Raw genomic sequence first — 23,267 nt, forward strand, 5'->3', positions numbered from 1 at the left:
AAACGGCAAGCCTCTTCTTTATCTAGGCGACCACCAACATTAGCGCTCAAGGATCACAAAACGCATGTCGTGGGCATTTTTCTCATCAGCGGTATAGGATTCGCTATGCACTTCCTGCCAACCTTTGCCCCAGTCCGGGAACTGGGTATCACCTTCGACCTCTAGCTCAATGAAGGTCAGGTACAGGCGGTCTGCATTCTCTAAGCAAGCTGTGTAGATACTGCCGCCGCCAATCACCATTAGCTCCTCGACATTACCAGCCGCTTGCTTGGCTGACTCAAAATCGCTGACGACGGTGATCCCCTCAGCTTGGTAGGCGGCATTTCGGCTGATCACTATATTGTGCCGGCCTGGCAATGGACGGCCGATGGACTCAAACGTCTTGCGCCCCATCACGACCGGTTTGCCCATTGTCACTTTCTTGAACCAAGCAAAATCGGCCGGTAAATGCCATGGCATAGCGTTGTCTTTGCCGATGATCCGTGCCTTGGCCATTGCGGCAACCATACTGATCTTCATACTGTCTCCTTCATTCCTGTTGGCAGAGTTATACCACAGGACGACGACGATAAAACAGCAAGCCGGGCATTGCGAGGCCAATTGCTAGCGATGCGACGATAAAGACCGCCTTGAGCATGTTTTCCACCAACAAACCCCACAACTCAGGCGTAAAACCGCGGTGGTTGATTTCCACCAGGGCAATCATCGCCTTAAAAGCAAACACACCAGGGACCATAGGGATCATCGCCGCAACAGTAAATACCTTGGGGTGGGCGAGAAAGCGGTGGGACCAATGAACACCAATCATACCAACCAAAGTTGCGGCACACAGTGTAGCCCACTCAATCGACAACCCCCAATGCATAAGAGCAAAACGACAGCCATGGCCTAGCGCCCCACCAATCGCACAGTACTTCAGCGCCTTCGGCGGCACATTGAACACCAAGGCAAAGCCAACCGCAGGGATAGACGCAAAAAACATATCATTGAGTAGCGCAAGTAAAAAATCGGTCGAGATCATGACAGCCACCCCCATACACCTAACACATTCATGGCCGCAACAATCCCCATACTGGTCGAGAGCGTCAGCAAACTAGCCATGGTCCAACGAGCTATCCCCATGTTGGAATACCCTTTGACCATATCCGAGATAGCATTGATCAGCGGGAAGCCCGGTACCAACATCAAAACCGAGGATGCCATCGCCAAAAATGGCGCTTCACCGATTTGGTACACCTGCCCAAACCCGGAAATCAAAGTGGTTACAAAAGCGGTCACCCCGAAGTTGAGCAGTGGATTGAAGTGGCAATGGGCGATCTCCTGACGGACGAACATCCCCACCGCCGAGGCAAAAAAAGTCAGCGCAAATACCGGCCAATCGCCACCAGCCAGTCGGCTGAACGAGGCACATGACAGGCCTATCATCATGATGACCAAATAACGGTTGTAGCGCATCGGCTTGATCTGCTCAAGACGCTGATGCACCCCGTCGACATCCAACACGCCCCGCTCGGCCATGATGCATACCCGCTGGATCTCGGTCACCACCTGCATGTTGATCCCACGATCCTGACACCGTCTGGTGGTCGTAATACAGCGGCCGTCACTCAAGGTCGTCAATACCATGGAACTGGCTGAAAGGGACACCTCGACACTGTCTACCCCCAGCGCTAATCCCAACCGCCTGGCGACATCCATCACCAAGGTACTCTCCGCTCCGTGTTGCAACAACCTTTGCCCGGCCAATACCGCTAGCCGTGAAATCTCCCGCTGCACTGGCTCGGCCAGCGCCCCGTTAGGCTCCTCCATCTCTCTCCCCTGCCTGAAATTGTGATCTGAATGATGAATTATCATACAAACTTACAAAAATCAGCTTGATTAGGCACAAAAAAACCGCCCTTGCAGGCGGTTTTTTTCAATGTAGCGGAGATGACCCGTTATGGCTTGTAGATGATTTCTACGTCGTAATCATCTTCATTCCAATCATCCCAGTCATCATCATCGTCATCACTCTTGTCAGCGTTTTTAATTTGCTGTTCGTGATAATCATCCCACTTGAACTCTACTTTCTTCTCTTCAGACTCTTCTTCATCGTCTTCGAAGTCGACAGCAGGCATCGATTCGATCTGGCGCATTAGATCGTAGGTAAGTTCTTTGGTACCCATACGGTTGAGGGCCGAGATACAGTAATAATCTTCATCCCATGCCAGAGCATCCAAGATCGCTTCAATCTTCTCTTGTGCTTCTTCTTCAGGCATCAAATCAACTTTGTTAAAGACCAACCAACGTGGCTTGTTAGTTAGCTTTTCACTGTATTGGTTAAGCTCATTGATGATGGTAAAGGCATTATCGATCGGATCTGAACCGTCTGCCGGTAGCAGGTCAATCATGTGCAACAGCACGCGGCAGCGCTCAAGGTGCTTCAAGAAGCGAATACCCAGGCCAGCACCGTCAGCAGCCCCTTCAATCAGACCCGGAATATCGGCAACAACAAAACTGCGATCACTATCGACACGAACCACACCAAGGCTTGGCACAAGTGTCGTAAACGGATAATCCGCCACTTTCGGCTTTGCTGCCGATACAGAGCGGATAAAGGTCGATTTACCCGCATTCGGCAAACCTAGCATACCCACGTCAGCCAACAGCAAAAGCTCTAATCGCAGGTGACGTACCTCACCTTTGGTACCCATGGTTTTCTGTCGTGGTGCACGGTTTACGGAAGATTTGAAACGGGTGTTGCCCAAGCCATGAAAGCCGCCTTTAGCTACCATGATCTTCATACCATGCTGGGTTAAATCGGCGATCACCTCACCGGTCTCTTCATCGACAGCACGTGTACCCACAGGCACGCTCAATACCTTATCGGCACCGCGTTTACCGGTACAGTTACCACCACGGCCATTTTCGCCACGCTCAGCGGCATAGAATTTTACAAAGCGGTAGTCGATCAGTGTATTGAGGTTTTCATCAGCCAGTAGGTAAACGTCACCGCCGTCACCACCGTCACCACCGTCAGGGCCGCCTTTCGGTACATACTTTTCAGTACGGAAACTAACGGTACCATTACCACCGTCACCAGCATCGGCTCGAATCACCGCTTCATCTACAAACTTCATCTCTTTCTCCGCGCAGTGGCGTTAAAATTCTTCAACCTGGAGCGCTCTGTCCAAGTTGCTATTAACCTATTGTACAACCAAACGTCGTGCTTATCCGACCTTTTGTGGTGTACTATCACGGGCAATACAAGCGCCCTTCATCATTTTCTTTTAAGCAGGCGGTGACCGATAGCACTGAACATCGCACCACCAACGACCACCAACGCACCGACATAACCCCATTGGTTCAAGGCAGCAGGTGCGACGTAGTCAGGCCAGACCAAACTGGCAAGATCAACAAACAAGATCGTGAACAGGGGTGCCAGGGTGATCACCGCACTGACTTGTGATGCCTGCCAGCGAGCCATCGCTTCGGCGAAGGCACCGTAGCCCACCAATGTGTTGAGGCAGCAAAAAATCAACATGCCCAGTTGGCGTTGATCCATCAACTGGATCTGGCTTGGTGTCGCTAACGGCATTAAGATCAAGGCACAGATCACATAGATCATTAGCAAGATCTGCGGGGACGAAAACTGTCTCAGCATCCGCTTTTGCGCCAATGCGTAAACAACCCATACCATTGCAGCAGCGACAGCCAGCAATACCCCGGTGGTGTATGCGCTCATACTGGTAAACAGCTCAGCCAGACGTTCATTGAAGAACAGCAGCAAGCCAGACAGCAGCGCTATCACACCCACAACCTGGTGTTTACCCAATGTCTCTTTAAATAACCAGACACTAGACAGCAGCAGCATCATCGGTGCCAACTGCATGATCACCTGGACCACCGCAGGATTGAGGTAAGACAGCGAGCTGTTAAACAGCACGAAGTTACCTGCAAGCCCCAAGCTTGCCAGTAGCATCAAGCTACTTCCTTTCACACCGAGTCCACCGAGGCTAGGCAGTTTCCGCCGGTAGCCCAGCCAGAGGCCCAAGCCAATCGAAGCCGTTATGAACCGGTACCAAACGATGGTAAAAGGATCCATGACTTCGACAGCCTGCTTCATTGCAATGGGCAGCGCTCCCCAGAACACGGCGGTCAATAACGCCAGGGACATCCCAATCATGGGATTTTGCTGTGGCATAAAGCCCCCCATAAACAAAAAGCCCCGCCAGTAGGCAGGGCTTTATCATTCGTGTCGAGACTGAAATTATTCAGCTTCGATAGAAACGAATTTACGGTTCTTAGGACCTTTAACTTCGAACTTCACTTTACCGTCAGATAGAGCGAATAGAGTGTGGTCTTTACCTAGGCCTACGTTGTTACCTGCGTGGAACTTAGTACCACGCTGACGTACGATGATGTTACCTGCTAGTACAGATTCGCCACCGAAACGCTTAACACCAAGACGTTTACTTTCTGAATCACGGCCGTTACGAGTAGAACCGCCAGCTTTTTTGTGTGCCATCTTTAAATTCTCCTGTTATTAAGCGCTGATGCCAGTAATTTTGACTTCAGTGAACCACTGACGGTGGCCCGCTTGCTTACGAGAGTGCTTACGACGACGGAACTTAACGATTTTTACTTTATCGCCACGACCGTGAGTAACTACTTCAGCAGTTACTTTACCGCCAGCTACGAAAGGTGCGCCTACAGTTACTTCTTCGCCGTTAGCTACTAGAAGTACTGAGTCAAATTCAATGCTAGCGCCAGTTTCAGCGTCTAGTTTTTCTAAGCGTAGGGTCTGGCCTTCGCTTACACGGTGTTGTTTACCACCACTTTGGAAAACAGCGTACATGTCTTACTCCGCTTGTCCGCATAGGCCATTTGCCACGTATATTTTGGGCAATGGGTATGCGCTTAATCTTGTCATCAATAGGGCGCGAATGTTACGCGAAATTAGGGCTACTGGCAAGCGATTGTGCAAAGAAAATTGGCGAAAAGCTGCTCAGTAATAAAAGTCATCGATTTAAACGCAATCGAGGTTATGAAGATTGCTGTCTTTTAGTGTAATATTCGATAATTAATTTATCTCGGTTGATTAACAAATCTTAACTATGCAAGCTTGTAGAGCCCTGCTGTGAGCCACTTCCCATCTCTGGGGGAGAGCTTTTCGTGCTTGGGTCAGTTCAGTTAAGCTTAGCAACCGACACGCATAACAATCCGCCGGGTGCGGCACATTATTTTGCTGGATGTACAATGGATTTCAAAGCTATCCAAGCGCTTACTGCCGATGATATGGCACAGGTCGACGCGAAGATACTGGCTCAACTGAACTCAGATGTAGCCCTCATTAATCAACTAGGTTTTTACATTGTCAGCGGCGGCGGCAAGCGCATACGCCCAATGCTTGCTGTACTGGCAGCCCGCGCCCTTGGCTACCAAGGTGAACAACACACGACCGCAGCGGCATTCGTGGAGTTTATTCATACTGCCACCCTACTACACGACGATGTGGTCGATGAGTCGGATATGCGTCGCGGTAAAGAAACCGCCAATGCGATGTTCGGCAACGCCGCCAGCGTCCTGGTCGGTGATTACATTTATACCCGTTCGTTCCAGATGATGACGAGCCTACGATCCTTGCGGATCCTTGATGTCATGAGCGAAGCGACCAATGTGATCGCCGAAGGTGAAGTGCAGCAATTGATGAACTGCAACGATCCCGACACGACCGAACAAAGCTACATGCAGGTGATCTACTCCAAGACTGCCCGTCTATTTGAAGCAGCCACCCAAATTTCGGCGATTCTTGTCGACGCACCGGAAGAGGTTGAGCAGGCCCTGCAGGACTACGGTCGCTATCTTGGCACAGCATTCCAGCTAATCGACGATGTCTTGGACTATAACGCCGATGGCGCAGAGATGGGCAAGAACGTTGGTGATGACTTGGCCGAGGGCAAACCAACCCTACCCCTGCTGCACGCAATGCAGCATGGTAATGCTGAGCAAGCAGCGATGATCCGTGAAGCTATCGAGAAAGGCAATGGCCTCGATAAGCTTGAGCCAATCCTCGCCTGTATGAAGCAAGTGGGCTCACTGGAGTACACCCAACAACGTGCAGAAGAAGAAGCCGAGAAGGCGATTGCCAGCCTGGCTCCGATAGCTGACAGTGAATACAAAGAAGCTTTGGTTGCACTGGCTCACCTAGCCGTACACCGCAACAAGTAATTCACCCGCTTCCTAGAAATAAGCCTGCCATTCGGCGGGCTTTTTTGATCCTCGCCCTCCCTATATCCGTAACCATTCAGTGATTTCACAATAATCTATAGTTATATCAATAAAGGCTGGATCATCGAGATCATGACAGGAGGCCATTATGCAAGCAAAAGAGCTCAAGCCTGGAATGTGGGTTGAATACCAACAAGGTGTCGCTGAAGTTATCGATGTGGATCAAGAGCACAACACAGTGATCATCGAGAACATGAATGATCACCGCCGGATCAACATCAACTGCAATGATCTTGTTGACCAACCCCAGCTCCATACCGGGTGTGATAACTACTATTGACCACCCACCACGTTTGACAATCCCATACATAAAAAAGAAGCGGCCAGTGGGCCGCTTCTTTCCTTAGTATAGGTTGGTAGCATTACTTGGCAGCGAACTCTTCGCCTTTAGCGATATCGCCGTGAAGCGTCTCCAGCATGCCTTCCAGTGCTTCTTGCTCGAAAGCACTTAGCGCACCGTAATCCATCACCTCTTCGACACCTTCTTTACCTAATAGGATTGGCTGTGCGAAGAAGCGTGCATGTTTACCATCACCTTCAACATAAGCACACTCAACCTGGCCAGTTTCACCCTGTAGTGCTCGAACCAGTGATAGACCGAAACGACAAGCAGCCTGACCCATAGACAAGGTTGCAGAACCGCCACCCGCTTTCGCTTCTACTACTTCCGTACCCGCGTTCTGGATACGTGGTGTCAGGGCTTTGATTTCTTCTTCAGTGAACTCAACACCTTCAACCTGAGATAGAAGCGGTAGGATAGTGACACCAGAGTGGCCACCGATCACAGGCACACGCACTTCACCTGGGTCAACATTCTTCAGCTCTGCTACAAACGTCTCAGAACGGATAACATCCAGAGTAGTTACACCAAATAGCTTACGCTTGTCGTAAACACCTGCTTTTTTCAATACATCAGCAGCAATCGCCACTGTTGTGTTAACTGGGTTAGTGATAATACCCACACAAGCTTTCGGACAAACAACCGCAATTTTTTCAGCCAGTGACTTAACAATGCCAGCATTCACATTAAATAGATCGGCACGATCCATCCCTGGTTTACGGGCAACACCTGCTGAAATAAGAACAACATCAGCACCTTCCAGTGCCGGAGTAGGATCTTCACCCGCGTATCCCTTAATAGAGACAGGCGTTGGGATATGGCTCAGATCAGCCGCAACACCTGGTGTTACAGGGGCAATATCATACAGCGCCAGATCCGAACCTGCTGGCAGACGATTCTTAAGCAACAGGGCAAGAGCCTGGCCGATACCACCGGCCGCACCAATTACAGCAACTTTCATGTTCGTTCTCCTTTACGATAGAAGTATATAATTTTCAGACCTAATCATATGAAATCACAGTTGATTTAAAACACTGATTTCATATCAAAGACAGAACTGACGTTATAGTAACCAACCAAGAAATACAATCAGATGCCACCAGCTTTGCGATATCGCGCATAAGCCAGAATAAAATGTGCTACATCCCTATAACATTTCCCGGTCAGAGCTTGACGACATTAACGCGTAAAGCTTGCATACACCTTAATATATATTCACTTTTTACCTCTATAATGGTGATACATGCACCAGTTTACTTGAACACTGTTTGCTAGGAGTCGAAATGTTGTGCCAGAATACAGCACCTCGTCCCTGCACATGAAATTTACTTATGCGAAATTCAGATAAACAAGAACGCCTAGTCAAAGCGTTCAAGGCAATTCTAAAAGAAGAGAAATTCAGCTCTCAAGGTGAAATCGTCGACGCATTGAAGGCTCAGGGGTTCGACAATATCAACCAATCCAAAGTCTCTCGCATGCTGACCAAATTCGGTGCGGTACGTACCCGCAACGCGAAAATGGAAATGGTCTACTGCCTGCCTGTAGAACTTGGCGTACCGACAACCAGCAGCCCACTCAAAGAGTTAGTGATGGAAATCGGTTATAACAGTGCTTTGGTCGTTATCCACACAGGCCCTGGTGCAGCACAAGTTATTGCCCGCTTGCTAGACTCCCTTGGCAAGGCTGAAGGGATCTTAGGTGTGGTCGCAGGTGACGATACTATCTTCATCACACCAACCAACTCAATTTCTACAGAAGAGCTCTTCGACTCTGTTTGCGAGCTGTTTGACTACAGCAAGTAATTGCTTATTACCATCTCGATACCAGGCAGCAAATCATCCCTCTTACTGCCTGGTATTGTGAGAGTTAGATCACAATAAGACAAACTTTCACCAATCTATCACGCCTCCTGCAAGCCATTGATTGCTTTAAATAATTATTCTTCCCACCATTAGTGTCAGTAACTATTTCCACCCTGTAATTGCCTTATTTTCATTAACATAGTTTTAAAGTTATTGATTTGTTTTGATATCATTGGGCAGATTCAGCAATGAATTGCCCTCAGGTAGGTACGCCTTACCACAGATGGAAAAGGCTTTTCTCTGGAAATAACAACAACTAGGAAGGGACAAACATGGCATTTAAGCAAATCGTCAAGGTCAGTGCACTTGCTGCCGCAGTTATGACAACTGGCATGGCCAATGCCCAGAACTTTATCACCATCGGTACCGGTTCTGTAACCGGTGTTTACTACCCGACAGGTGGTGCTATTTGTAAGCTCGTCAACAAAGATCGCAAAGAACACAATGTTCGCTGCTCGGTAGAATCTACCGGCGGTTCTATCTACAACGTTAATACCATGCGTGCAGGTGAGTTGGACTTCGGTATCGTGCAGTCTGACTGGCAGTACCATGGCTATAACGGTACCAGCAAATTCGAAGAGCAAGGTCCATACAAGAAGTTACGTGCTGTTTTCTCGCTACACACTGAACCGTTCAACATCATTGCCCGCACCGATGCCGGCATCAACGGTGTTGAAGATCTAAAAGGTAAACGAGTGAACATCGGTAACCCTGGCTCGGGTGACCGCGCGACAATGGGCGTGGTAATGGACGCTATGGGTTGGACCAACAAAGATTTCAAACTGGCTTCCGAGCTAAAAGGCTCAGAGCGTTCGCAAGCCCTTTGTGACAACAAGATTGATGCCTTTGTATACGTGGTTGGCCATCCAAACGGATCGATCAAAGAAGCAACGACCTCTTGTGATGCCAAACTGATCCCGGCAACAGGTCCTAAGATTGACCAAATCGTCGCTGACAACCCTTACTACGCCAAGAGTACCGTGCCAGGCGGCATGTACAAAGGAACTGACAGCGACGTAAACAGTTTCGGTGTGGCGGCGACGCTGGTCTCTTCTACCGATGTCTCTGATGACGTTGTCTACGCTGTCGTGAAATCCGTATTTGAAAACTTCGATACATTCAAACGCCTGCACCCAGCCTTTGCCAACCTCAAGCCTGAGGACATGGTCAAAGACGGTCTGTCTATCCCACTACATCCAGGTGCAGTGAAATACTACAAAGAAGCAGGTTACCTGAAGTAATCCTGCCGATAGGCAATACTACTCAGCAAGCACCGTATAAGGGTGCTTGCTGTTTCTCTATTTTCATTCCGATAAATTCTAATCACACCCTAGCCCATCGCAGAAGGATTATGCATGACGAAGACAACACAATCGTCGACAGATGTGCAAGATATGGTGGCTCAGGCGGATACCGGGGCAAGAAGCCCGATTGGACTGGCTGGACGTATCCTGTGGTTTGTTCCACTTTGTTGGTCCCTATTCCAACTTTGGTACGCGTCGCCGTTACCGTTTATTTTTAACTTTGGTGTTCTGAACGACACCGAAGCCCGATCTATTCACTTGGCCTTTGCCATCTTTCTGGCTTTTACCGCCTACCCCGCGCTGAAGCATTCGCCACGGGACCGGATCCCCCTCGTCGACTGGATCCTTGCGCTGGCGGGTAGTTTTGCTGCTGGATATATTTATCTATTCTATACCCAACTCGCTGGTCGTTCCGGTGCGCCAACCCAGATGGATATCGTGGTCGCCGTCATTGGTATGGTATTACTGCTTGAGGCTACCAGACGCGCACTTGGACCACCGCTGATGGTCGTCGCGGCCGTCTTCTTGCTTTATACCTTCGGCGGCCCGCATATGCCGGATGTCATTGCCCATAAAGGCGCTAGCCTCAACAAGGCGATGTCGCACCTGTGGTTGACCACCGAAGGGGTATTCGGGATCGCAGTTGGCGTCTCGACCTCGTTCGTATTCCTGTTTGTATTGTTTGGTGCCATGCTCGAACGGGCCGGCGCTGGCGCCTACTTCATCAAGGTTGCCTTTTCGCTGCTAGGCCACATGCGTGGCGGGCCTGCAAAAGCTGCTGTCGTGGCTTCAGGCCTGTCCGGTTTAGTATCAGGCTCATCCATTGCTAACGTGGTCACAACCGGTACCTTTACCATCCCATTGATGAAAAAGGTAGGTTTCCCCGGCACCAAAGCAGGGGCGGTAGAAGTAGCGGCATCGACCAATGGCCAGCTTACTCCACCCATCATGGGGGCCGCAGCCTTCCTTATGGTGGAATACGTCGGGATTTCCTATGTCGAAGTGATCAAAGCGGCACTGCTGCCAGCCCTGATCTCCTATATCGCACTGATTTACATTGTCCACCTCGAAGCCTGTAAGGCTGGGATGTCCGGCCTTGAGCGCCGCTACAAACCAACCCTTGCCCAAAGCCTGTTGTCATTCTGTGGCACCATCCTCGGCTTGGTTGTGCTCAGCGCCCTAGTTTACTACGGGGTTGGCTGGACCAAAGACATCTTTGGAGCCGCAGCAACACCAATGATTGCTGTAGTGATCTTGATAGCGTATGTCGCACTGATCAAAGTCGCCGCTGACTACCAAGATCATGCCCTTGAAGATCCAAACGCCGATATTACCGAGGTCCCAGATCCGGGGCCGACAATGAAGTCAGGCCTTTACTTCCTACTGCCGATTGTAGTGCTGGTTTGGTGCTTGACGGTAGAGCGCTTCTCGCCAGGGCTTTCTGCTTTCTGGGCAACAGTCTTTATGATCTTCATCTTGCTGACCCAGCGCCCATTGCTGGCACTGTTCAACAAGGAAAAGACATTGGCAGAAGCCGGTAAAGAAGGGGTTATCGACCTGCTGGAGAGTTTGGTTTCCGGTGCCCGCAACATGATCGGTATCGGGGTCGCCACGGCTGCTGCCGGTATTGTGGTTGGCGTGGTCACCCTGACCGGGATCGGGCTGGTAATGACTGAGTTCGTCGAATTCATCTCGGGCGGTAACATCATGCTGATGCTACTGTTTACCGCCTTGATCAGCTTGATCCTTGGTATGGGCCTGCCTACTACCGCAAACTATATCGTTGTCTCGACCTTGATGGCACCGGTTATCGTTACTCTGGGGGCCCAGCACGGCCTGATCATCCCGTTGATCGCGGTTCACCTGTTCGTGTTCTACTTCGGGATCCTAGCCGATGATACCCCACCGGTCGGTCTGGCTGCCTTTGCTGCGGCGGCGATTGCCAAGAGCGACCCAATTCGGACCGGTATCCAGGGCTTTACCTACGATATCCGGACCGCCATCCTGCCGTTTATGTTCATCTTCAACACCCAGCTGCTGATGATGAATATCGACTCCTGGTGGCACCTGATGCTCACGGTAGGCTCGGCAATCATCGCCATGTTAACCTTCTCGGCTGCGACTCAGGGGTGGTGGTTTACCAAAACCAAATGGTGGGAGGTCGCGGCACTACTGCTGATCACCTTCACTTTGTTCCGCCCTGGATTCTGGTGGGATATGGTCTACCCGCCAAAGCATGAGATGCCGGGCACCCTGATTGCAGATGCGGCCGATAAACTGGCAATCGGCCAGCCACTCGAGTTGCAGGTCAGCGGGGAAAACCTGGAAGGGAAATTCGTCTCCAAACATGTACTGCTACCTTTTGACGAAGCTGCGGTCTCTCCCGATGAGCGGATCGACTCTACTGGCCTGATGCTACGCCAAGATGGCGACAAAATGATTGTCGATATGGTCGAGTTCGGTAGCCCAGCAGAACAAGCGGGTATCGACTTCGATTGGGAAATCACCACGGTTAGCCTACCGGCGGTTCGCCCAATGAAAGAGTGGGTATTCATACCGACCTTACTCATCTTGGGGGGGCTGGGTTGGAACCAGCGCCGGCGAGCTAAATCCCTAGGTCATATTAAGTAAACCACGGTTCTGGCCCTTCCATCACGGAAGGGCCTTTCTTGTTTGGTATACACTATAGGGAGCCTCTCCCTTCGTGAACAAAGAGAAAAGTATGTATAAGCAAATCTTGGTTCCGGTCGATCTCAATGATAAAGGGTTCGCAGATAAAGCTGTCGAGCTTGCTGTCTGGCATGCCCAGCACTCCAATGCGACGATCCACCTGCTTAATGTCCTGCCCGGCATCCATATGGCGATGGTATCGAGCTACTTCCCCAAAGACGCGGCACGTAAAATGATGCAGGACACCCAGCAGCAGCTCAAAGCCTTTGCCGAAACTTATATTCCTCCGGAAATTGTCCACCACCAGCATGTCTCGGAAGGGAAAACCTGGACAACAATATTGGATCATGCCGAGCGAGTCGGTGCCGACTTGATCATTATGCCAAGCCATAAGCGCTCTGGGCTGGATAAAGTCATGCTGGGTTCGGTAGCAACCAAGGTGGTAGAAAACTCCCCGATCAATGTGTTGGTTCTCAAACCCCAAGCTCATCTATCAGAATCTGAGTAATGCCCAATCCCCCAATAAAAAGCCCGCATTAGCGGGCTTTTTAGTTTCAGGCTGAACGATTACTTTCTTTGGTCGTAACCCCAGCGAGGGACTAAGCCTTGTTCGACACCAAGGTGGTCCAAAATTCGTGCGACCATAAAGTCGACTAAGTCCTCGATACTCTCCGGCTGGTGATAAAACCCCGGAGCGGCAGGCATAATCGTCGCCCCCATCTTGGACAGTTTGAGCATGTTCTCCAGATGAAGAGTAGAGAAAGGGGTTTCACGCACCACCATCAACAGTTGTCCACGCTCTTTGAGCACGACATCAGCCGCACGCTCCAACAGGTTATCCGACAGGCCATGAGCCACCGAGGCTAAGGTTCCCGCTGAGCAAGGGCAAACCACCATCTGCTTCGGTGCCGCTGACCCTGAAGCCACTGGAGAAAACCAATCTTCTTTTCCGCACACTTCAAGCTTATCAGCAGAACACCCCAATTGCTTGACCAACGCCGCCTTGGCGGCATCAGGACCGGAAGGAAGTTTCAGGCCATGCTCCGTGGCCAACACGACCCTGGCCGCCGATGAGATCAGCAGGTAGACATGGTAATCTGCCGCCAACAGGCACTCCAGCAGGCGCAAGCCATAAGGCGCACCTGACGCGCCAGTCCACGCAAGGGTGATGCGTTTATCAGGGCTACTCACCAACAGCCTCCAGAGCGGCAAGCAATTTACCGTGGATGCCACCGAAGCCACCATTACTCATCACCAGAATGTTATCACCAGGGCGGGCACTTGCGATGACTTTAGCTACTAGAGCATCCAAGTTACTGTCTGTCTGGCTAGGCTGCTGGCACAGGTCGGCAATCTCGTCCACTGACCACGGGATGTTATCCGGCTGGTAAATGAAGACTTCATCGGCTTTTGCCAACGCCGGCGCCAAGTCCTGCTTGTGCACGCCAAGCTTCATGGTATTCGAGCGAGGTTCGAGGACAGCTAGGATACGCTGCTCCCCAACCTTGGCACGCAAACCACCCAGCGTCAGCTCAACTGCTGTTGGGTGGTGGGCAAAATCATCATAGACTTTGACCCCGGACTGCTCGCCTTTAAGCTCCAACCGGCGCTTGGTATTAACAAACTTGCCGAGCGCCTCACAGGCCAGCTCCGCAGTAACACCAACATGGCGGGCGGCAGCAATCGCCATCAAGGCATTATTAACATTGTGATCGCCAATCAAATCCCAATCGACAGTCCCTGCCTTTTTGCCATCAAGCAACACATCAAAACAACTGCCGGCAGCATCGAGCTTTTTCGCCTGCCAATGGCCATCATCGCCGATGTACTCCAGCTCGCTCCAGCACCCCATATCCAAGGTCTCATCAATAGCCTCAACACCTTTAGGGGCTAGAATCCGGCCGTTACCAGGCACTGTTCTAACTAGGTGATGGAACTGGCGCTGGATAGCTTTCAGATCATCGAAAATATCTGCGTGATCGAACTCCAAGTTATTCATAACCAAAGTGCGTGGTCGATAATGAACAAACTTAGAACGTTTATCGAAAAAAGCACTATCGTATTCGTCCGCCTCGACGACAAAGAACATACTTTCACCTAAACGCGCGGAAACACCGAAGTTTCCGAGTACCCCACCGACCAAAAAGCCCGGCTGATAACCGCAATCTTCAAGGATCCAGGCCAACATACTCGCGGTAGTGGTCTTACCATGGGTGCCTGCAACAGCCAGTACCCAACGGTCATGCAGCAAAATCTCCTGCAACCACTGCGGGCCCGAGGTATAGCGCAAATTGTTGTTAAGCACATATTCCACACAAGGGTTACCACGGCTCATCGCATTACCGACAACCACAAGATCGGGGGCAGGTTTTAACTGCTCTGGGTCATAACCTTGTATTATTTCAATACCTTGAGACTCAAGGAGTGTACTCATCGGCGGGTAAACATTGGCATCGCAGCCGGTGACTTTATGGCCTAGTTGGCGGGCAAGGATTGCCGCTCCGCCCATGAAAGTGCCACAAATTCCTAAAATATGGATGTGCATAACTGTCGGCTCACTCGGTAATTTTCACTAATTTCACGCTAATGCGTTACTTCGTTACCATAAAAAAGATCTTTATATACAATATTTTATACAAAATAGAGCACACACTATAAAAAGGCGAAATGCCATTATGGGTATAAAAATTGTCCGTTAGAGACATTGTACCTGACTTAACTGCCCCAATGACAACAAGATGCAAGGATTGTATATGTCCGATATTAGAACCCTTGGCGAGTTCATTGTCGAGAAACAGAACGACTTCCCCCACGCCAGCGGTGAGCTTTCTTCTCTGCTAAGTTCAATTAAACTTGCGGCGAAAATCGTCAACCGTGAAATCAACAAAGCCGGTTTGGCTGATATCACAGGTTCGTTCGGCGACGAAAATGTTCAGGGTGAAGAGCAGCAGAAGCTCGATGTCTATGCCAATGACAAGTTCAAGGCCGCTTTGGAAGCGCGCGACCAAGTGTGCGGTGTAGCCAGTGAAGAAGAAGACGAAGCCGTTACTTTCAACCGCGAGTTGAACCGTAACGCTAAATACGTCGTTTTGATGGACCCACTAGATGGTTCTTCGAACATCGACGTAAACGTTTCCGTCGGTACTATCTTCTCTATTTACCGCCGTGTTTCACCAGTCGGCACCCCACCGACGCAGGAAGATTTCCTGCAGCCAGGTAACCAGCAGGTAGCAGCGGGCTACATTATCTATGGTTCATCAACTATGTTGGTTTACACCACAGGTAACGGTGTCCACGGCTTTACCTACGACCCGTCCCTAGGGTTGTTCTGCCTGTCGCATGAGAACCTACAAACGCCTGAAGATGGCCGTATTTACTCGATCAACGAAGGTAACTACTTCCGCTTCCCAATGGGCGTGAAGAAGTACATCAAGTTCTGTCAGGAAAATGTGCCTGAGGATAATCGTCCTTATACCTCTCGCTATATCGGCTCACTGGTATCGGATTTCCACCGCAACCTATTAAAAGGCGGTATCTATCTGTATCCAAGCACCGCAACCCACCCAACGGGTAAGTTGCGTCTGCTTTACGAGTGCAACCCAATGGCATTCCTGATCGAGCAGGCCGGAGGTAAGGCGTCTGACGGTGCAAACCGCATCATGGACATCAAGCCCAACGAACTCCACCAGCGTGTGCCGTTCTTTGTCGGCTCAACCAACATGGTAGAAAAAGTCGAGGCCTTCCTCGCGGAATTCCCTGACCACGACTAACCATAATAAACAGGCTGGATCACCCAGCCTGTTTCCTTTTCCTTCCTGAACACCCAATAATGTAAAACTCTCCCTACAACTTATTGCTATTAGACAATAAAAGAAGGATGTTGGTATTATAATTTCAACATCACCAACAATTGATTAACCTAGCAAAAGGAAGAGACGATGAGCCTGAATCAGGTACCAGCTGGAAAGGATATACCCGAAGATATCTATGTTGTCATTGAAATCCCTGCCAATGCCGACCCTATCAAATACGAGGTCGACAAAGACAGCGGTGCCGTATTCGTAGACCGGTTCATGTCTACCCCGATGTTCTACCCTTGTAACTACGGTTATGTAAACCACACCCTATCATTGGATGGTGACCCGGTAGATGTACTGGTCCCTACCCCTTACCCACTGGTGCCAGGTTCCGTGATCCGCTGCCGCCCTGTTGGTGTGCTGAAAATGTCGGATGAATCTGGTGAAGATGCCAAGGTGGTCGCTGTCCCACACAGCAAGCTAACCAAAGAATACGATAACGTTCAGGATGTCGATGACCTTCCTGAGCTGTTAAAAGCCCAAATCACCCACTTCTTCGAGCGCTACAAAGAGCTAGAGCCGGGTAAATGGGTAAAAGTAGAAGGCTGGGCAGACGCGGCTGCAGCCAAGGAAGAAATCCTTGAGTCGTTCAAACGCGCCCAGGAAAAATAATTGCGAATGAAATAGTATCCCGGGCTACAAGCCCGGGACTGTAATGAGGTAAACCTATGCGAAGGCCGTTGATAGCCATCACTTTATTGTTGGGCTCAATTGCCAGTCTGTCCTATGCAGAAGTTGTCACCCCAGAAGAGTTCTGGCAGTCCTATAATGGTAGCCATTCAGGGAGGCCGCTGATTATTGATGTCCGAACTCATGAGGAATTCATTGACGGCCACCTCCCTGGTGCTATCAATATCCCATACGATCAAATTGAATCACTGACCACTTTTGCACCGGATAAAAGCCAATCCCTATTCATCTACTGCCGCTCAGGCCGACGCTCTGGTATCGCAGAAGCAACCTTGAATAAGCTGGGCTACTCCAATATCTATAACGGAGAAAGCTATCAGGCATTGGCCGAAGCAATGCCTAAATAAAAGAGTAAACCGGGCTAAGCCGGTATTTTCCTTTTCCGATGACACCAATCTCCATGCCCAATCACAGGCAGGCCTGCCACTGACTGGTTGTAAAGATATATCCATGCCTTACCGTAAGACGTCTCGATTTCAACCCGGTCATATTCCACCGGGTATTCCTCGAGCCAATCAAGGTCGCGTAAAATACTTTCATTGATTTGGTATACCTCACCCAACAATGACTCCCCGCTATGGGAAGCAATCGCCGCAGGATAAGCTCCCAAATCATAGAGTATATAACCCGACACCAGGCAAGAATCGCCCAGTTTCACCGCCTCTTTGAGGAGGTAGGCATTGGCCTCCCCCTCTCGAAGGGTCCCGTAGACAAAGACTCTCACTCTACTACCTATCCATTAGTTAAATTCAAACTGGTACAGCAAGTCCGCAGCACTGTCCAAGCCAGAGACAACTTCCACATACAGATCTTTCATCAGGCGGTAACGCACGGTAAATTCTGGGATAGAGTTGAAAATCCCTACCCCGTATTTCACCTGAAGACCAGGGGCAATGTAGCCACTGATGGTTACTTGGGTATCATCACCAGAGCCTGCGGTATCAAGGGACAAATCCTGGACCCCGAAGGCTTCACCCACATTCCCTACCAACTGGCCACTCTGTGCCAAGCCCATAGTCAATAAGGTGGTTGCCATTGCATCACTGTTATCGCCCGACTCACTATCCAGATCCCTACCTCGTAGTATATAAGACAGCGCATTTTGTTGTGGCATAGCCGGATCCGAGAAGATATCCACACGCGGCTCATCAGCAGGGCCTGTTACCCTAAGTCCTGCAATCACATCATCTTCGATATTGTTAGGATCGCGAATTGCCTCTATCGACAAATACGGCTGATCGGCAGGACCATTGAATAAGATTTGTCCTTTTCGGATCACCAATTCCTGAGCAAATGAACGGTAGGTACCATTACGCAGGTTTACCTCACCATACACCAACGGCCCTTTCTCATCCTGACGAACATTGAGGTCACCAACTAGGCCAGCTTTAAGGCCAAATGCTGACAACTTAACATCATTGCCAATTCTGACCAGCACATTGGTCTTCACATTGAACGGGATCGGTTTATCCGTCTCTATTGGCTGTAGATCATCGTTCAGCAATATTTCATCATCCGATACCGACACGGCTGATTCAGGCAGTTGGTCAACGGTAATACGCCCCCATGGGATAGCAACACTGCCGGTGATTTCAGCTTGTTTAGGTGATGCCTTGATTATTAAATCTGGCGTTACCTTCACCGCAAGCAAAGGCGGTACTGTCACTTCGAGTTCACGGCCATTAACCCCAAGCTGACCACGCCAATCGGCTAAATCCTGCCAGTTACCATCACCGGTAATATTGAGCTTACCGTCCGGTGTCACCACCTCACCGCTAAGCCGTGCCTGATAACCACTGAAAGTCGCGGTAATATCCGCTTTATCAACATCAACTGGCACGGTGCGCCCCGAAGCCTTCACGTTACTGACTTTGAGCAAGCCGTTCACCGCAGGATGCATCACAGGCCCAGTCACCGAGATATCAGCATCAACCTGACCATCGAAAGTGTGGTAGTCCATCATTAACGGTTTAAGGAATCCAAGCATAAAGCGATCAAGTTTCAAATGGGCGTCCAGTTGCTGATCGCCACTTAAAGGGGCAACCTTGGCTCGGCCACTCAAATCGCCGTTATTTCGAATGGCAAATAACCAATCAGCATTCAGGGCATCTTGTTTCACCTCTGCGTTGACCGTTACCTTATCCCAACCAACAGTGACAGGCTCCAGATCTGGGTCTTCCTGCTGAGTCACACTGCCCGAAGGTAAAATGACGCTGGCTTTAACATAGGGTGCTGACTTAGGCGCCCATGCCACTTCAGCCTGTGCACCTGCACTACCTTTGAGTGTGACGGTATCCGGTAGATACGGCTCCAGCATCGCGAAATCGACATTGCTGAGCGATACATTGGCACGGCCGCTGGCCCCAGCTTCCATATTCTGGGTCAGGCATAAAGCCGCCCTATCCCTGCCTTGTTTCCAGCAATGGGCAGCAACACTCGCTAGTTGTTTGTCGAAGCGATAACCAATGGCTGTAGAACGATCAAGCTTCCATACCCCCAGTTCGGTATCAATCTCCCCTTGCTGGAGAGCACCACGCCAGCCCTTGTCCCTATCGAGTTCCCCCTGAAGGCGCAATGTCGTACTAACCGGCTCTGCATTCACATCCAGCACTAACTGATGTTGCTTTTCACTTCCTTGGAACAAGAGTGAGAGATCGTTGAGGGTAAACGTATCATAACGCCCTCCCGAAGCAGTTAGACTAACATCGGCATCCAGCAGCGGCATTGGGGTGATCTCCCCTTTCAAAGTTAGCCTCTCTAACGAAGCCAACTCTTCCCATCCTAAGGCTTCGCCAACCAAATCAACATCCAAATCTGGCTCTGCCATTTTGCCTTTCAACTGCACGCTGCCCAGAACGCTACCTCTCAGTCCAGGCAGGGACTGGGACAGATCTGGGGCATTAATTTCCGCAGCCATATCCCACGTCTTAGTCAAGCGGCCTTTCGCTGAAAATCCATTTGGACCATGTTTCAACGCCAGTCCTTTAGTATCGAACTGGATGTCGCCTTTTCCGGAGGTATCTTTTGCCGAAAGCTGGCCATTAAGATCAAGCTGCTGATCCATCACCTCGCCATCAACCACCAGCTCCGGCAATTCAACAAACCAACCGCCTTGTTGGGTTAGCCCACCGGACGTCTTTAGCCTACCGTTCAAGTCACCCGGTACATCCTGCCATTCCAAACCCGGCTGAATATGGCTGAAGGCAAGTTCCCCCTGCCAGCTCACCAAGTCTTTCCAACTGGCCTTGGCACTGCCCGAGATATTACCTCCCAAGGTATCGACACTGAGGCGGCTTAGCTCAACACCCTCAAGTGTTCCCTTTCCGACAAGTTCAGCACCAACGGCTGGCATCGGCTTGCCATCAATCTGGCTAGCCAAGGTAAAGCTGTATCCTTCAAGGCTGCCTTTTGCCTTCAACGCCGTCTCTTTCACCTCAAAATCGGGTTCGCTATCAATTGGCCATTGCAGATGCTGGCTATCAAGCGAGAGTTCAAACGGCAAGCTCGGATCCAATGGCGATAATTGACCTTTCAACCAAGCATCAAGCGTCCCTTTCACTCGGGCATCCAATATCAAATTGGCAACACTGCCCTCGGCGTTGAGGACCAACTCATGATTGGCGACGGGTGCCATATGAATGGCAGCATCAGCATCAAGTACCAACGGATAATCACCCGTTAAACTCACCTTGGCATTGGCTTTAAGATCTGCCTGAGGCGCAGACACCTCTAGTTTCTCCACCACAACATCACTGCCCTTTGCCGAAGCAACCAGCTCGAGCTTTTTCACGGTCTGAGGTGTTTCCCCATGAAGAGTAAAGTCTTCAATGGTAAAGCGTTGGAGCTCGACGGACAGGGGAATGAGCACTTCAGGCAGGACAATCGGCTCAGCAGCCTCCGTCTGGGGATCTGCAACCTCTGTGGGATCTGTCTCTGAGGAGGCCAATGTAAGATCTATCTTCTGCCAATCTGTCGGCTTGAGGACCAGCTTATCCCCCACCATCTCTGCGGCACTTGAGAAGTGTTGCCAACCAACTTGGTTACCCAAGACATCAAGCTCAATATCATCAAGCACCAAGCGAGAAAGCGTGATCGAAATAGGCAGACTGATCTCGGTGATCGGCTCCGAAGGCGCTTCTTCTTCGGCATCTTCCTGCACAGGGGGCAATTGCGGCATCGAGAAGCGCACCCCACTCACAGCAAGATTGGAAATACAGACAGCCGGGGTCAGCAGGCAACTATCTTCAATGTCCAAGGCCAACTGCGCCACTGCAAGATCAATGCTGTCATCATTATAAACAACCTGTTCAAGGGAAAAGCCATTCAACAAGCTGCCTTGGGATCCACCAATACTGAGGGAGGGCAGTGCTTTCTGCGCCCCCCACACAGCAACTTTGATCCCTGCAGGGGTATACAGCAATGCTGTAACGGCAATCACCAATACCATCAACAATGCCAACAAGGCGATGGCTGAGCGCTTTACCCAAATCATATTTCTGGCCCCAATACAAAGTGGAGCTGGAACTTGTCTGTCTTTTTGTCCAGTCCCCAGGCAAAATCAACACGAATAGGTCCTACTGGCGATGCCCAACGAACGCCGACACCAGTACCTGCTACCCACTCGGGGCTATCATTCCAGGCTGAGCCATAGTCGTAGAATACTGCCCCCCACCAATCACCATATACCCGGTATTGGTATTCAAGCGTGGAAGTCACCATATACTTACCACCTTCCCTGAGGCCTATTTCGTTACGAGGTGAGATTGACTCATAACTGTAACCTCGCAGACTGTTATCCCCCCCGACAAAGAAGCGCATCGAGGGTGGGATATCTTCCAATCTATCTGCGATGACGGCACCACCATCTAGGCGCAACAAGCCACGGTGGTTCTCCCCTGAACTGCGTATCCAGGCCGATCGCCCACGAAAGCGTGTCAAGCGAGTATCAGAGCCCAAGACAGGATCTGAATACTCAATGGATATCAGCTGTTTGTCCCCCCAGGTTGGCATTGCACCACCTCGAAGCCGCGTTTTGTCATAGCTGATCCCAGGGATCACCATAGTCAAATTTCCGCTTTCAATTTTGCCCTGGGTATAATCTTCATAAAGCAAACGTAATGAAGCAATTCGTTTCCATCCTGACTCCAAACGCCAATGACGCTCGACGGCCAAGTTAGTTTCGGTACTAACCGTGTCATGGTTATCGACATAACGGATCCCGCCAACTATTTGGTAATAGTCATTCAACACATCATCGAGCGGGATTTTATAGGTTGCTTCAATCTTTGGCTGGATTTCTGACAGTTCGGTTTTAATGCTCAAACTGTGTCCCTTGCTGTTTAGCCAGGGCTTACGCCAGTTGAATTTCAGACGAGGACCGACATCGGTCGAGAAACCAATACCGGTTTCAATTTGGTTTTTTACTTGTGGTTTAACGACGACACTGACAGGGATTTCATCATCCTTGATCTCGGCAAGTTCACCACCAACAAAGATGGACGAGAACCAACCGACATTGGACAAGCGCTGGTTAAACTCCCCCAATGTAGAGGCAAGGTATGGGTCACCTTTCTCATAAGGCATTAACGATTCAAGGCGATCAAGTTCAATCTGGCTGCCTTCAAAAACGGTTTCTCCAAAGTTATAGCGTTGGCCAGATGCGTACTCGATAGTAATAAAAGCTTCGTTACGGCTTGGAGCAACCTCCAGGCGGCTCACTGTCAACTCGCCATCAAAGTATCCTTTTCGAATCGCTAAGCTCGTTAGTGAAGACTTCAGCGATTCATACTTTCCATGATTGAGTGTTTGCCCCAGGCCCAACCCACTAGTGCGAACCAAGGCTAGGAAATCAGGGTCATTCTTAGCCATCCCAGTCAAAATAATATTACTACGGGCGATAGTGGTTTTGGGGCCAGCATCAACCTGCACAATCAGCTCACTGCCATCTTCAGCTTCGGAAAAACTAATCGTGGGGTTATAGCGCCCTAATGCTTTAAGTGCATCGCGGATCTCTCCCTCAAGCTGCTCGCGAAAGCGCAAGGAAGTACTGTAATCTTCTTCAGGTATCGCAGACACATAGGCATCTACATTGTCCTCAAGGCTTCCTTTTAACCCTTTTATTGTCAAAGAGGTGGCGGCTGAAGCCGGTATCGCAACGGTGAGCGCAAATGTTGCTAGGCCATACCGCAAAAAAGGTATCTTCATTCTTATTTACTTCATTGGTTAGCGCATTATTTTTTTTATCTTTGTGCATGGTTAATTTTGACAAAGCACA

22 protein-coding genes are annotated in these 23,267 nt (G+C 50.1%); 9 read left to right on the forward strand and 13 right to left on the reverse strand.

What is annotated here, in order from left to right; translation table 11 throughout:
* Nucleotides 1-39: 39 nt before the first annotated feature.
* The 7 genes from folA to rplU form a co-directional block, all read right to left on the reverse strand.
* The gene (gene folA, locus C9J01_RS18525) at nt 40-519 is read right to left on the reverse strand and encodes a type 3 dihydrofolate reductase (protein ID WP_107299625.1); all 480 of its coding nucleotides are present in this window, start codon (nt 517-519) and stop codon (nt 40-42) included.
* 28 nt (nt 520-547) lie between these two features.
* On the reverse strand, nt 548-1,021 hold the full coding sequence (locus C9J01_RS18530; RefSeq protein WP_107299626.1) for a threonine/serine exporter family protein: 474 nt from the start codon (nt 1,019-1,021) through the stop codon (nt 548-550).
* Nucleotides 1,018-1,809: a threonine/serine exporter family protein gene (locus tag C9J01_RS18535; RefSeq protein ID WP_107299627.1), complete on the reverse strand. Its 792-nt coding sequence runs from the start codon at nt 1,807-1,809 to the stop codon at nt 1,018-1,020. Before C9J01_RS18535 ends, C9J01_RS18530 begins: the two co-directional genes overlap by 4 nt.
* A 128-nt stretch (nt 1,810-1,937) precedes the next feature.
* On the reverse strand, nt 1,938-3,119 hold the full coding sequence (gene cgtA, locus C9J01_RS18540) for an Obg family GTPase CgtA (protein ID WP_107299628.1): 1,182 nt from the start codon (nt 3,117-3,119) through the stop codon (nt 1,938-1,940).
* A 140-nt stretch (nt 3,120-3,259) separates the two neighbouring features.
* Entirely contained in the window at nt 3,260-4,183 is a 924-nt protein-coding gene (locus C9J01_RS18545) for a DMT family transporter (RefSeq protein ID WP_107299629.1), read from the reverse strand.
* Between the two features lie 66 nt (nt 4,184-4,249).
* The gene (rpmA, locus tag C9J01_RS18550) at nt 4,250-4,507 is read right to left on the reverse strand and encodes a 50S ribosomal protein L27 (protein ID WP_007467532.1); all 258 of its coding nucleotides are present in this window, start codon (nt 4,505-4,507) and stop codon (nt 4,250-4,252) included.
* A gap of 18 nt (nt 4,508-4,525) precedes the next feature.
* Nucleotides 4,526-4,837 carry a 50S ribosomal protein L21 gene (gene rplU, locus C9J01_RS18555; RefSeq protein WP_039456406.1) on the reverse strand — a complete coding sequence of 104 codons (312 nt, stop codon included), beginning with the start codon at nt 4,835-4,837 and terminating at the stop codon, nt 4,526-4,528.
* 401 nt (nt 4,838-5,238) lie between these two features.
* On the opposite strand from rplU, the gene ispB reads away from it, so the two are divergent.
* Together ispB and C9J01_RS18565 are read left to right on the forward strand one after the other, a co-directional pair.
* The gene (gene ispB, locus C9J01_RS18560; RefSeq protein ID WP_107299630.1) at nt 5,239-6,210 is read left to right on the forward strand and encodes an octaprenyl diphosphate synthase; all 972 of its coding nucleotides are present in this window, start codon (nt 5,239-5,241) and stop codon (nt 6,208-6,210) included.
* 148 nt (nt 6,211-6,358) lie between these two features.
* Complete coding sequence (locus C9J01_RS18565; RefSeq protein ID WP_107299631.1) at nt 6,359-6,550, forward strand: hypothetical protein; 192 nt, start codon at nt 6,359-6,361, stop codon at nt 6,548-6,550.
* 82 nt (nt 6,551-6,632) lie between these two features.
* On the opposite strand, the gene mdh is transcribed toward C9J01_RS18565, so the two are convergent.
* A complete protein-coding gene (gene mdh / locus C9J01_RS18570) occupies nt 6,633-7,571 on the reverse strand; it encodes a malate dehydrogenase (RefSeq protein ID WP_107299632.1) in 939 nt (312 codons plus the stop codon).
* 370 nt (nt 7,572-7,941) lie between these two features.
* On the opposite strand from mdh, the gene argR reads away from it, so the two are divergent.
* The 4 genes from argR to C9J01_RS18590 all read left to right on the forward strand — a co-directional run bounded on the left by argR (nt 7,942) and on the right by C9J01_RS18590 (nt 12,954).
* Entirely contained in the window at nt 7,942-8,412 is a 471-nt protein-coding gene (argR, locus tag C9J01_RS18575; protein ID WP_107299633.1) for a transcriptional regulator ArgR, read from the forward strand.
* 332 nt (nt 8,413-8,744) lie between these two features.
* Nucleotides 8,745-9,713, forward strand: coding sequence for a TAXI family TRAP transporter solute-binding subunit (locus C9J01_RS18580; RefSeq protein ID WP_107299634.1), 969 nt, complete (start codon nt 8,745-8,747; stop codon nt 9,711-9,713).
* Between the two features lie 114 nt (nt 9,714-9,827).
* Nucleotides 9,828-12,407 (forward strand): TRAP transporter permease, encoded by a 2,580-nt coding sequence (locus tag C9J01_RS18585; RefSeq protein ID WP_107299635.1) that lies wholly within the window; start codon nt 9,828-9,830, stop codon nt 12,405-12,407.
* Nucleotides 12,408-12,498: 91 nt separating this feature from the next.
* Nucleotides 12,499-12,954, forward strand: a complete 456-nt coding sequence (locus C9J01_RS18590; RefSeq protein ID WP_107299636.1) for a universal stress protein — start codon at nt 12,499-12,501, stop codon at nt 12,952-12,954.
* A gap of 59 nt (nt 12,955-13,013) precedes the next feature.
* Here C9J01_RS18590 and C9J01_RS18595 read toward each other — a convergent pair whose 3' ends face one another.
* Both C9J01_RS18595 and mpl read right to left on the reverse strand, forming a co-directional pair.
* Nucleotides 13,014-13,637 (reverse strand): flavin prenyltransferase UbiX, encoded by a 624-nt coding sequence (locus tag C9J01_RS18595; RefSeq protein ID WP_201797838.1) that lies wholly within the window; start codon nt 13,635-13,637, stop codon nt 13,014-13,016.
* Nucleotides 13,630-14,991, reverse strand: coding sequence for a UDP-N-acetylmuramate:L-alanyl-gamma-D-glutamyl-meso-diaminopimelate ligase (gene mpl / locus C9J01_RS18600; protein ID WP_107299638.1), 1,362 nt, complete (start codon nt 14,989-14,991; stop codon nt 13,630-13,632). Before mpl ends, C9J01_RS18595 begins: the two co-directional genes overlap by 8 nt.
* A 208-nt stretch (nt 14,992-15,199) precedes the next feature.
* Here mpl and fbp point away from each other — a divergent pair, with 208 nt between their 5' ends.
* The 3 genes from fbp (at nt 15,200) to C9J01_RS18615 (ending at nt 17,340) form a co-directional block, all read left to right on the forward strand.
* The gene (gene fbp, locus C9J01_RS18605) at nt 15,200-16,216 is read left to right on the forward strand and encodes a class 1 fructose-bisphosphatase (RefSeq protein ID WP_107299639.1); all 1,017 of its coding nucleotides are present in this window, start codon (nt 15,200-15,202) and stop codon (nt 16,214-16,216) included.
* Between the two features lie 168 nt (nt 16,217-16,384).
* On the forward strand, nt 16,385-16,915 hold the full coding sequence (ppa, locus tag C9J01_RS18610; protein ID WP_107299640.1) for an inorganic diphosphatase: 531 nt from the start codon (nt 16,385-16,387) through the stop codon (nt 16,913-16,915).
* Nucleotides 16,916-16,971: 56 nt separating this feature from the next.
* Nucleotides 16,972-17,340 (forward strand): rhodanese-like domain-containing protein, encoded by a 369-nt coding sequence (locus tag C9J01_RS18615; protein WP_107299641.1) that lies wholly within the window; start codon nt 16,972-16,974, stop codon nt 17,338-17,340.
* Nucleotides 17,341-17,354: 14 nt separating this feature from the next.
* Here the strand turns inward: C9J01_RS18615 and C9J01_RS18620 are convergent, their stop codons facing one another.
* The 3 genes from C9J01_RS18620 to tamA are packed head-to-tail and all read right to left on the reverse strand — an operon-like array spanning nt 17,355 to nt 23,197.
* On the reverse strand, nt 17,355-17,717 hold the full coding sequence (locus C9J01_RS18620; protein ID WP_237157007.1) for a gamma-glutamylcyclotransferase family protein: 363 nt from the start codon (nt 17,715-17,717) through the stop codon (nt 17,355-17,357).
* Nucleotides 17,718-17,732: 15 nt separating this feature from the next.
* Nucleotides 17,733-21,485 (reverse strand): autotransporter assembly complex protein TamB, encoded by a 3,753-nt coding sequence (gene tamB / locus C9J01_RS18625; RefSeq protein WP_107299643.1) that lies wholly within the window; start codon nt 21,483-21,485, stop codon nt 17,733-17,735.
* Complete coding sequence (gene tamA, locus C9J01_RS18630) at nt 21,482-23,197, reverse strand: autotransporter assembly complex protein TamA (protein WP_107299644.1); 1,716 nt, start codon at nt 23,195-23,197, stop codon at nt 21,482-21,484. Before tamA ends, tamB begins: the two co-directional genes overlap by 4 nt.
* Between the last annotated feature and the right edge of the window lie 70 nt (nt 23,198-23,267).

The organism is Photobacterium rosenbergii (genome assembly GCF_003026455.1).
Lineage (GTDB): Bacteria > Pseudomonadota > Gammaproteobacteria > Enterobacterales > Vibrionaceae > Photobacterium > Photobacterium rosenbergii.

What these genes read in the sequence shown, in the direction of transcription:
- C9J01_RS18590 (WP_107299636.1), top strand. Translation starts at nt 12,499, where the DNA reads ATGTATAAGCAAATCTTGGTTCCGGTCGATCTCAATGATAAAGGGTTC.
- C9J01_RS18535 (WP_107299627.1), bottom strand. Translation starts at nt 1,809, where the DNA reads ATGGAGGAGCCTAACGGGGCGCTGGCCGAGCCAGTGCAGCGGGAGATT.
- tamA (WP_107299644.1), bottom strand. Translation starts at nt 23,197, where the DNA reads ATGAAGATACCTTTTTTGCGGTATGGCCTAGCAACATTTGCGCTCACC.
- mpl (WP_107299638.1), bottom strand. Translation starts at nt 14,991, where the DNA reads ATGCACATCCATATTTTAGGAATTTGTGGCACTTTCATGGGCGGAGCG.
- C9J01_RS18615 (WP_107299641.1), top strand. Translation starts at nt 16,972, where the DNA reads ATGCGAAGGCCGTTGATAGCCATCACTTTATTGTTGGGCTCAATTGCC.
- C9J01_RS18565 (WP_107299631.1), top strand. Translation starts at nt 6,359, where the DNA reads ATGCAAGCAAAAGAGCTCAAGCCTGGAATGTGGGTTGAATACCAACAA.
- C9J01_RS18530 (WP_107299626.1), bottom strand. Translation starts at nt 1,021, where the DNA reads ATGATCTCGACCGATTTTTTACTTGCGCTACTCAATGATATGTTTTTT.
- rplU (WP_039456406.1), bottom strand. Translation starts at nt 4,837, where the DNA reads ATGTACGCTGTTTTCCAAAGTGGTGGTAAACAACACCGTGTAAGCGAA.
- C9J01_RS18585 (WP_107299635.1), top strand. Translation starts at nt 9,828, where the DNA reads ATGACGAAGACAACACAATCGTCGACAGATGTGCAAGATATGGTGGCT.
- C9J01_RS18545 (WP_107299629.1), bottom strand. Translation starts at nt 4,183, where the DNA reads ATGCCACAGCAAAATCCCATGATTGGGATGTCCCTGGCGTTATTGACC.
- argR (WP_107299633.1), top strand. Translation starts at nt 7,942, where the DNA reads ATGCGAAATTCAGATAAACAAGAACGCCTAGTCAAAGCGTTCAAGGCA.
- rpmA (WP_007467532.1), bottom strand. Translation starts at nt 4,507, where the DNA reads ATGGCACACAAAAAAGCTGGCGGTTCTACTCGTAACGGCCGTGATTCA.
- tamB (WP_107299643.1), bottom strand. Translation starts at nt 21,485, where the DNA reads ATGATTTGGGTAAAGCGCTCAGCCATCGCCTTGTTGGCATTGTTGATG.
- folA (WP_107299625.1), bottom strand. Translation starts at nt 519, where the DNA reads ATGAAGATCAGTATGGTTGCCGCAATGGCCAAGGCACGGATCATCGGC.
- ispB (WP_107299630.1), top strand. Translation starts at nt 5,239, where the DNA reads ATGGATTTCAAAGCTATCCAAGCGCTTACTGCCGATGATATGGCACAG.
- fbp (WP_107299639.1), top strand. Translation starts at nt 15,200, where the DNA reads ATGTCCGATATTAGAACCCTTGGCGAGTTCATTGTCGAGAAACAGAAC.
- C9J01_RS18580 (WP_107299634.1), top strand. Translation starts at nt 8,745, where the DNA reads ATGGCATTTAAGCAAATCGTCAAGGTCAGTGCACTTGCTGCCGCAGTT.
- cgtA (WP_107299628.1), bottom strand. Translation starts at nt 3,119, where the DNA reads ATGAAGTTTGTAGATGAAGCGGTGATTCGAGCCGATGCTGGTGACGGT.
- mdh (WP_107299632.1), bottom strand. Translation starts at nt 7,571, where the DNA reads ATGAAAGTTGCTGTAATTGGTGCGGCCGGTGGTATCGGCCAGGCTCTT.
- ppa (WP_107299640.1), top strand. Translation starts at nt 16,385, where the DNA reads ATGAGCCTGAATCAGGTACCAGCTGGAAAGGATATACCCGAAGATATC.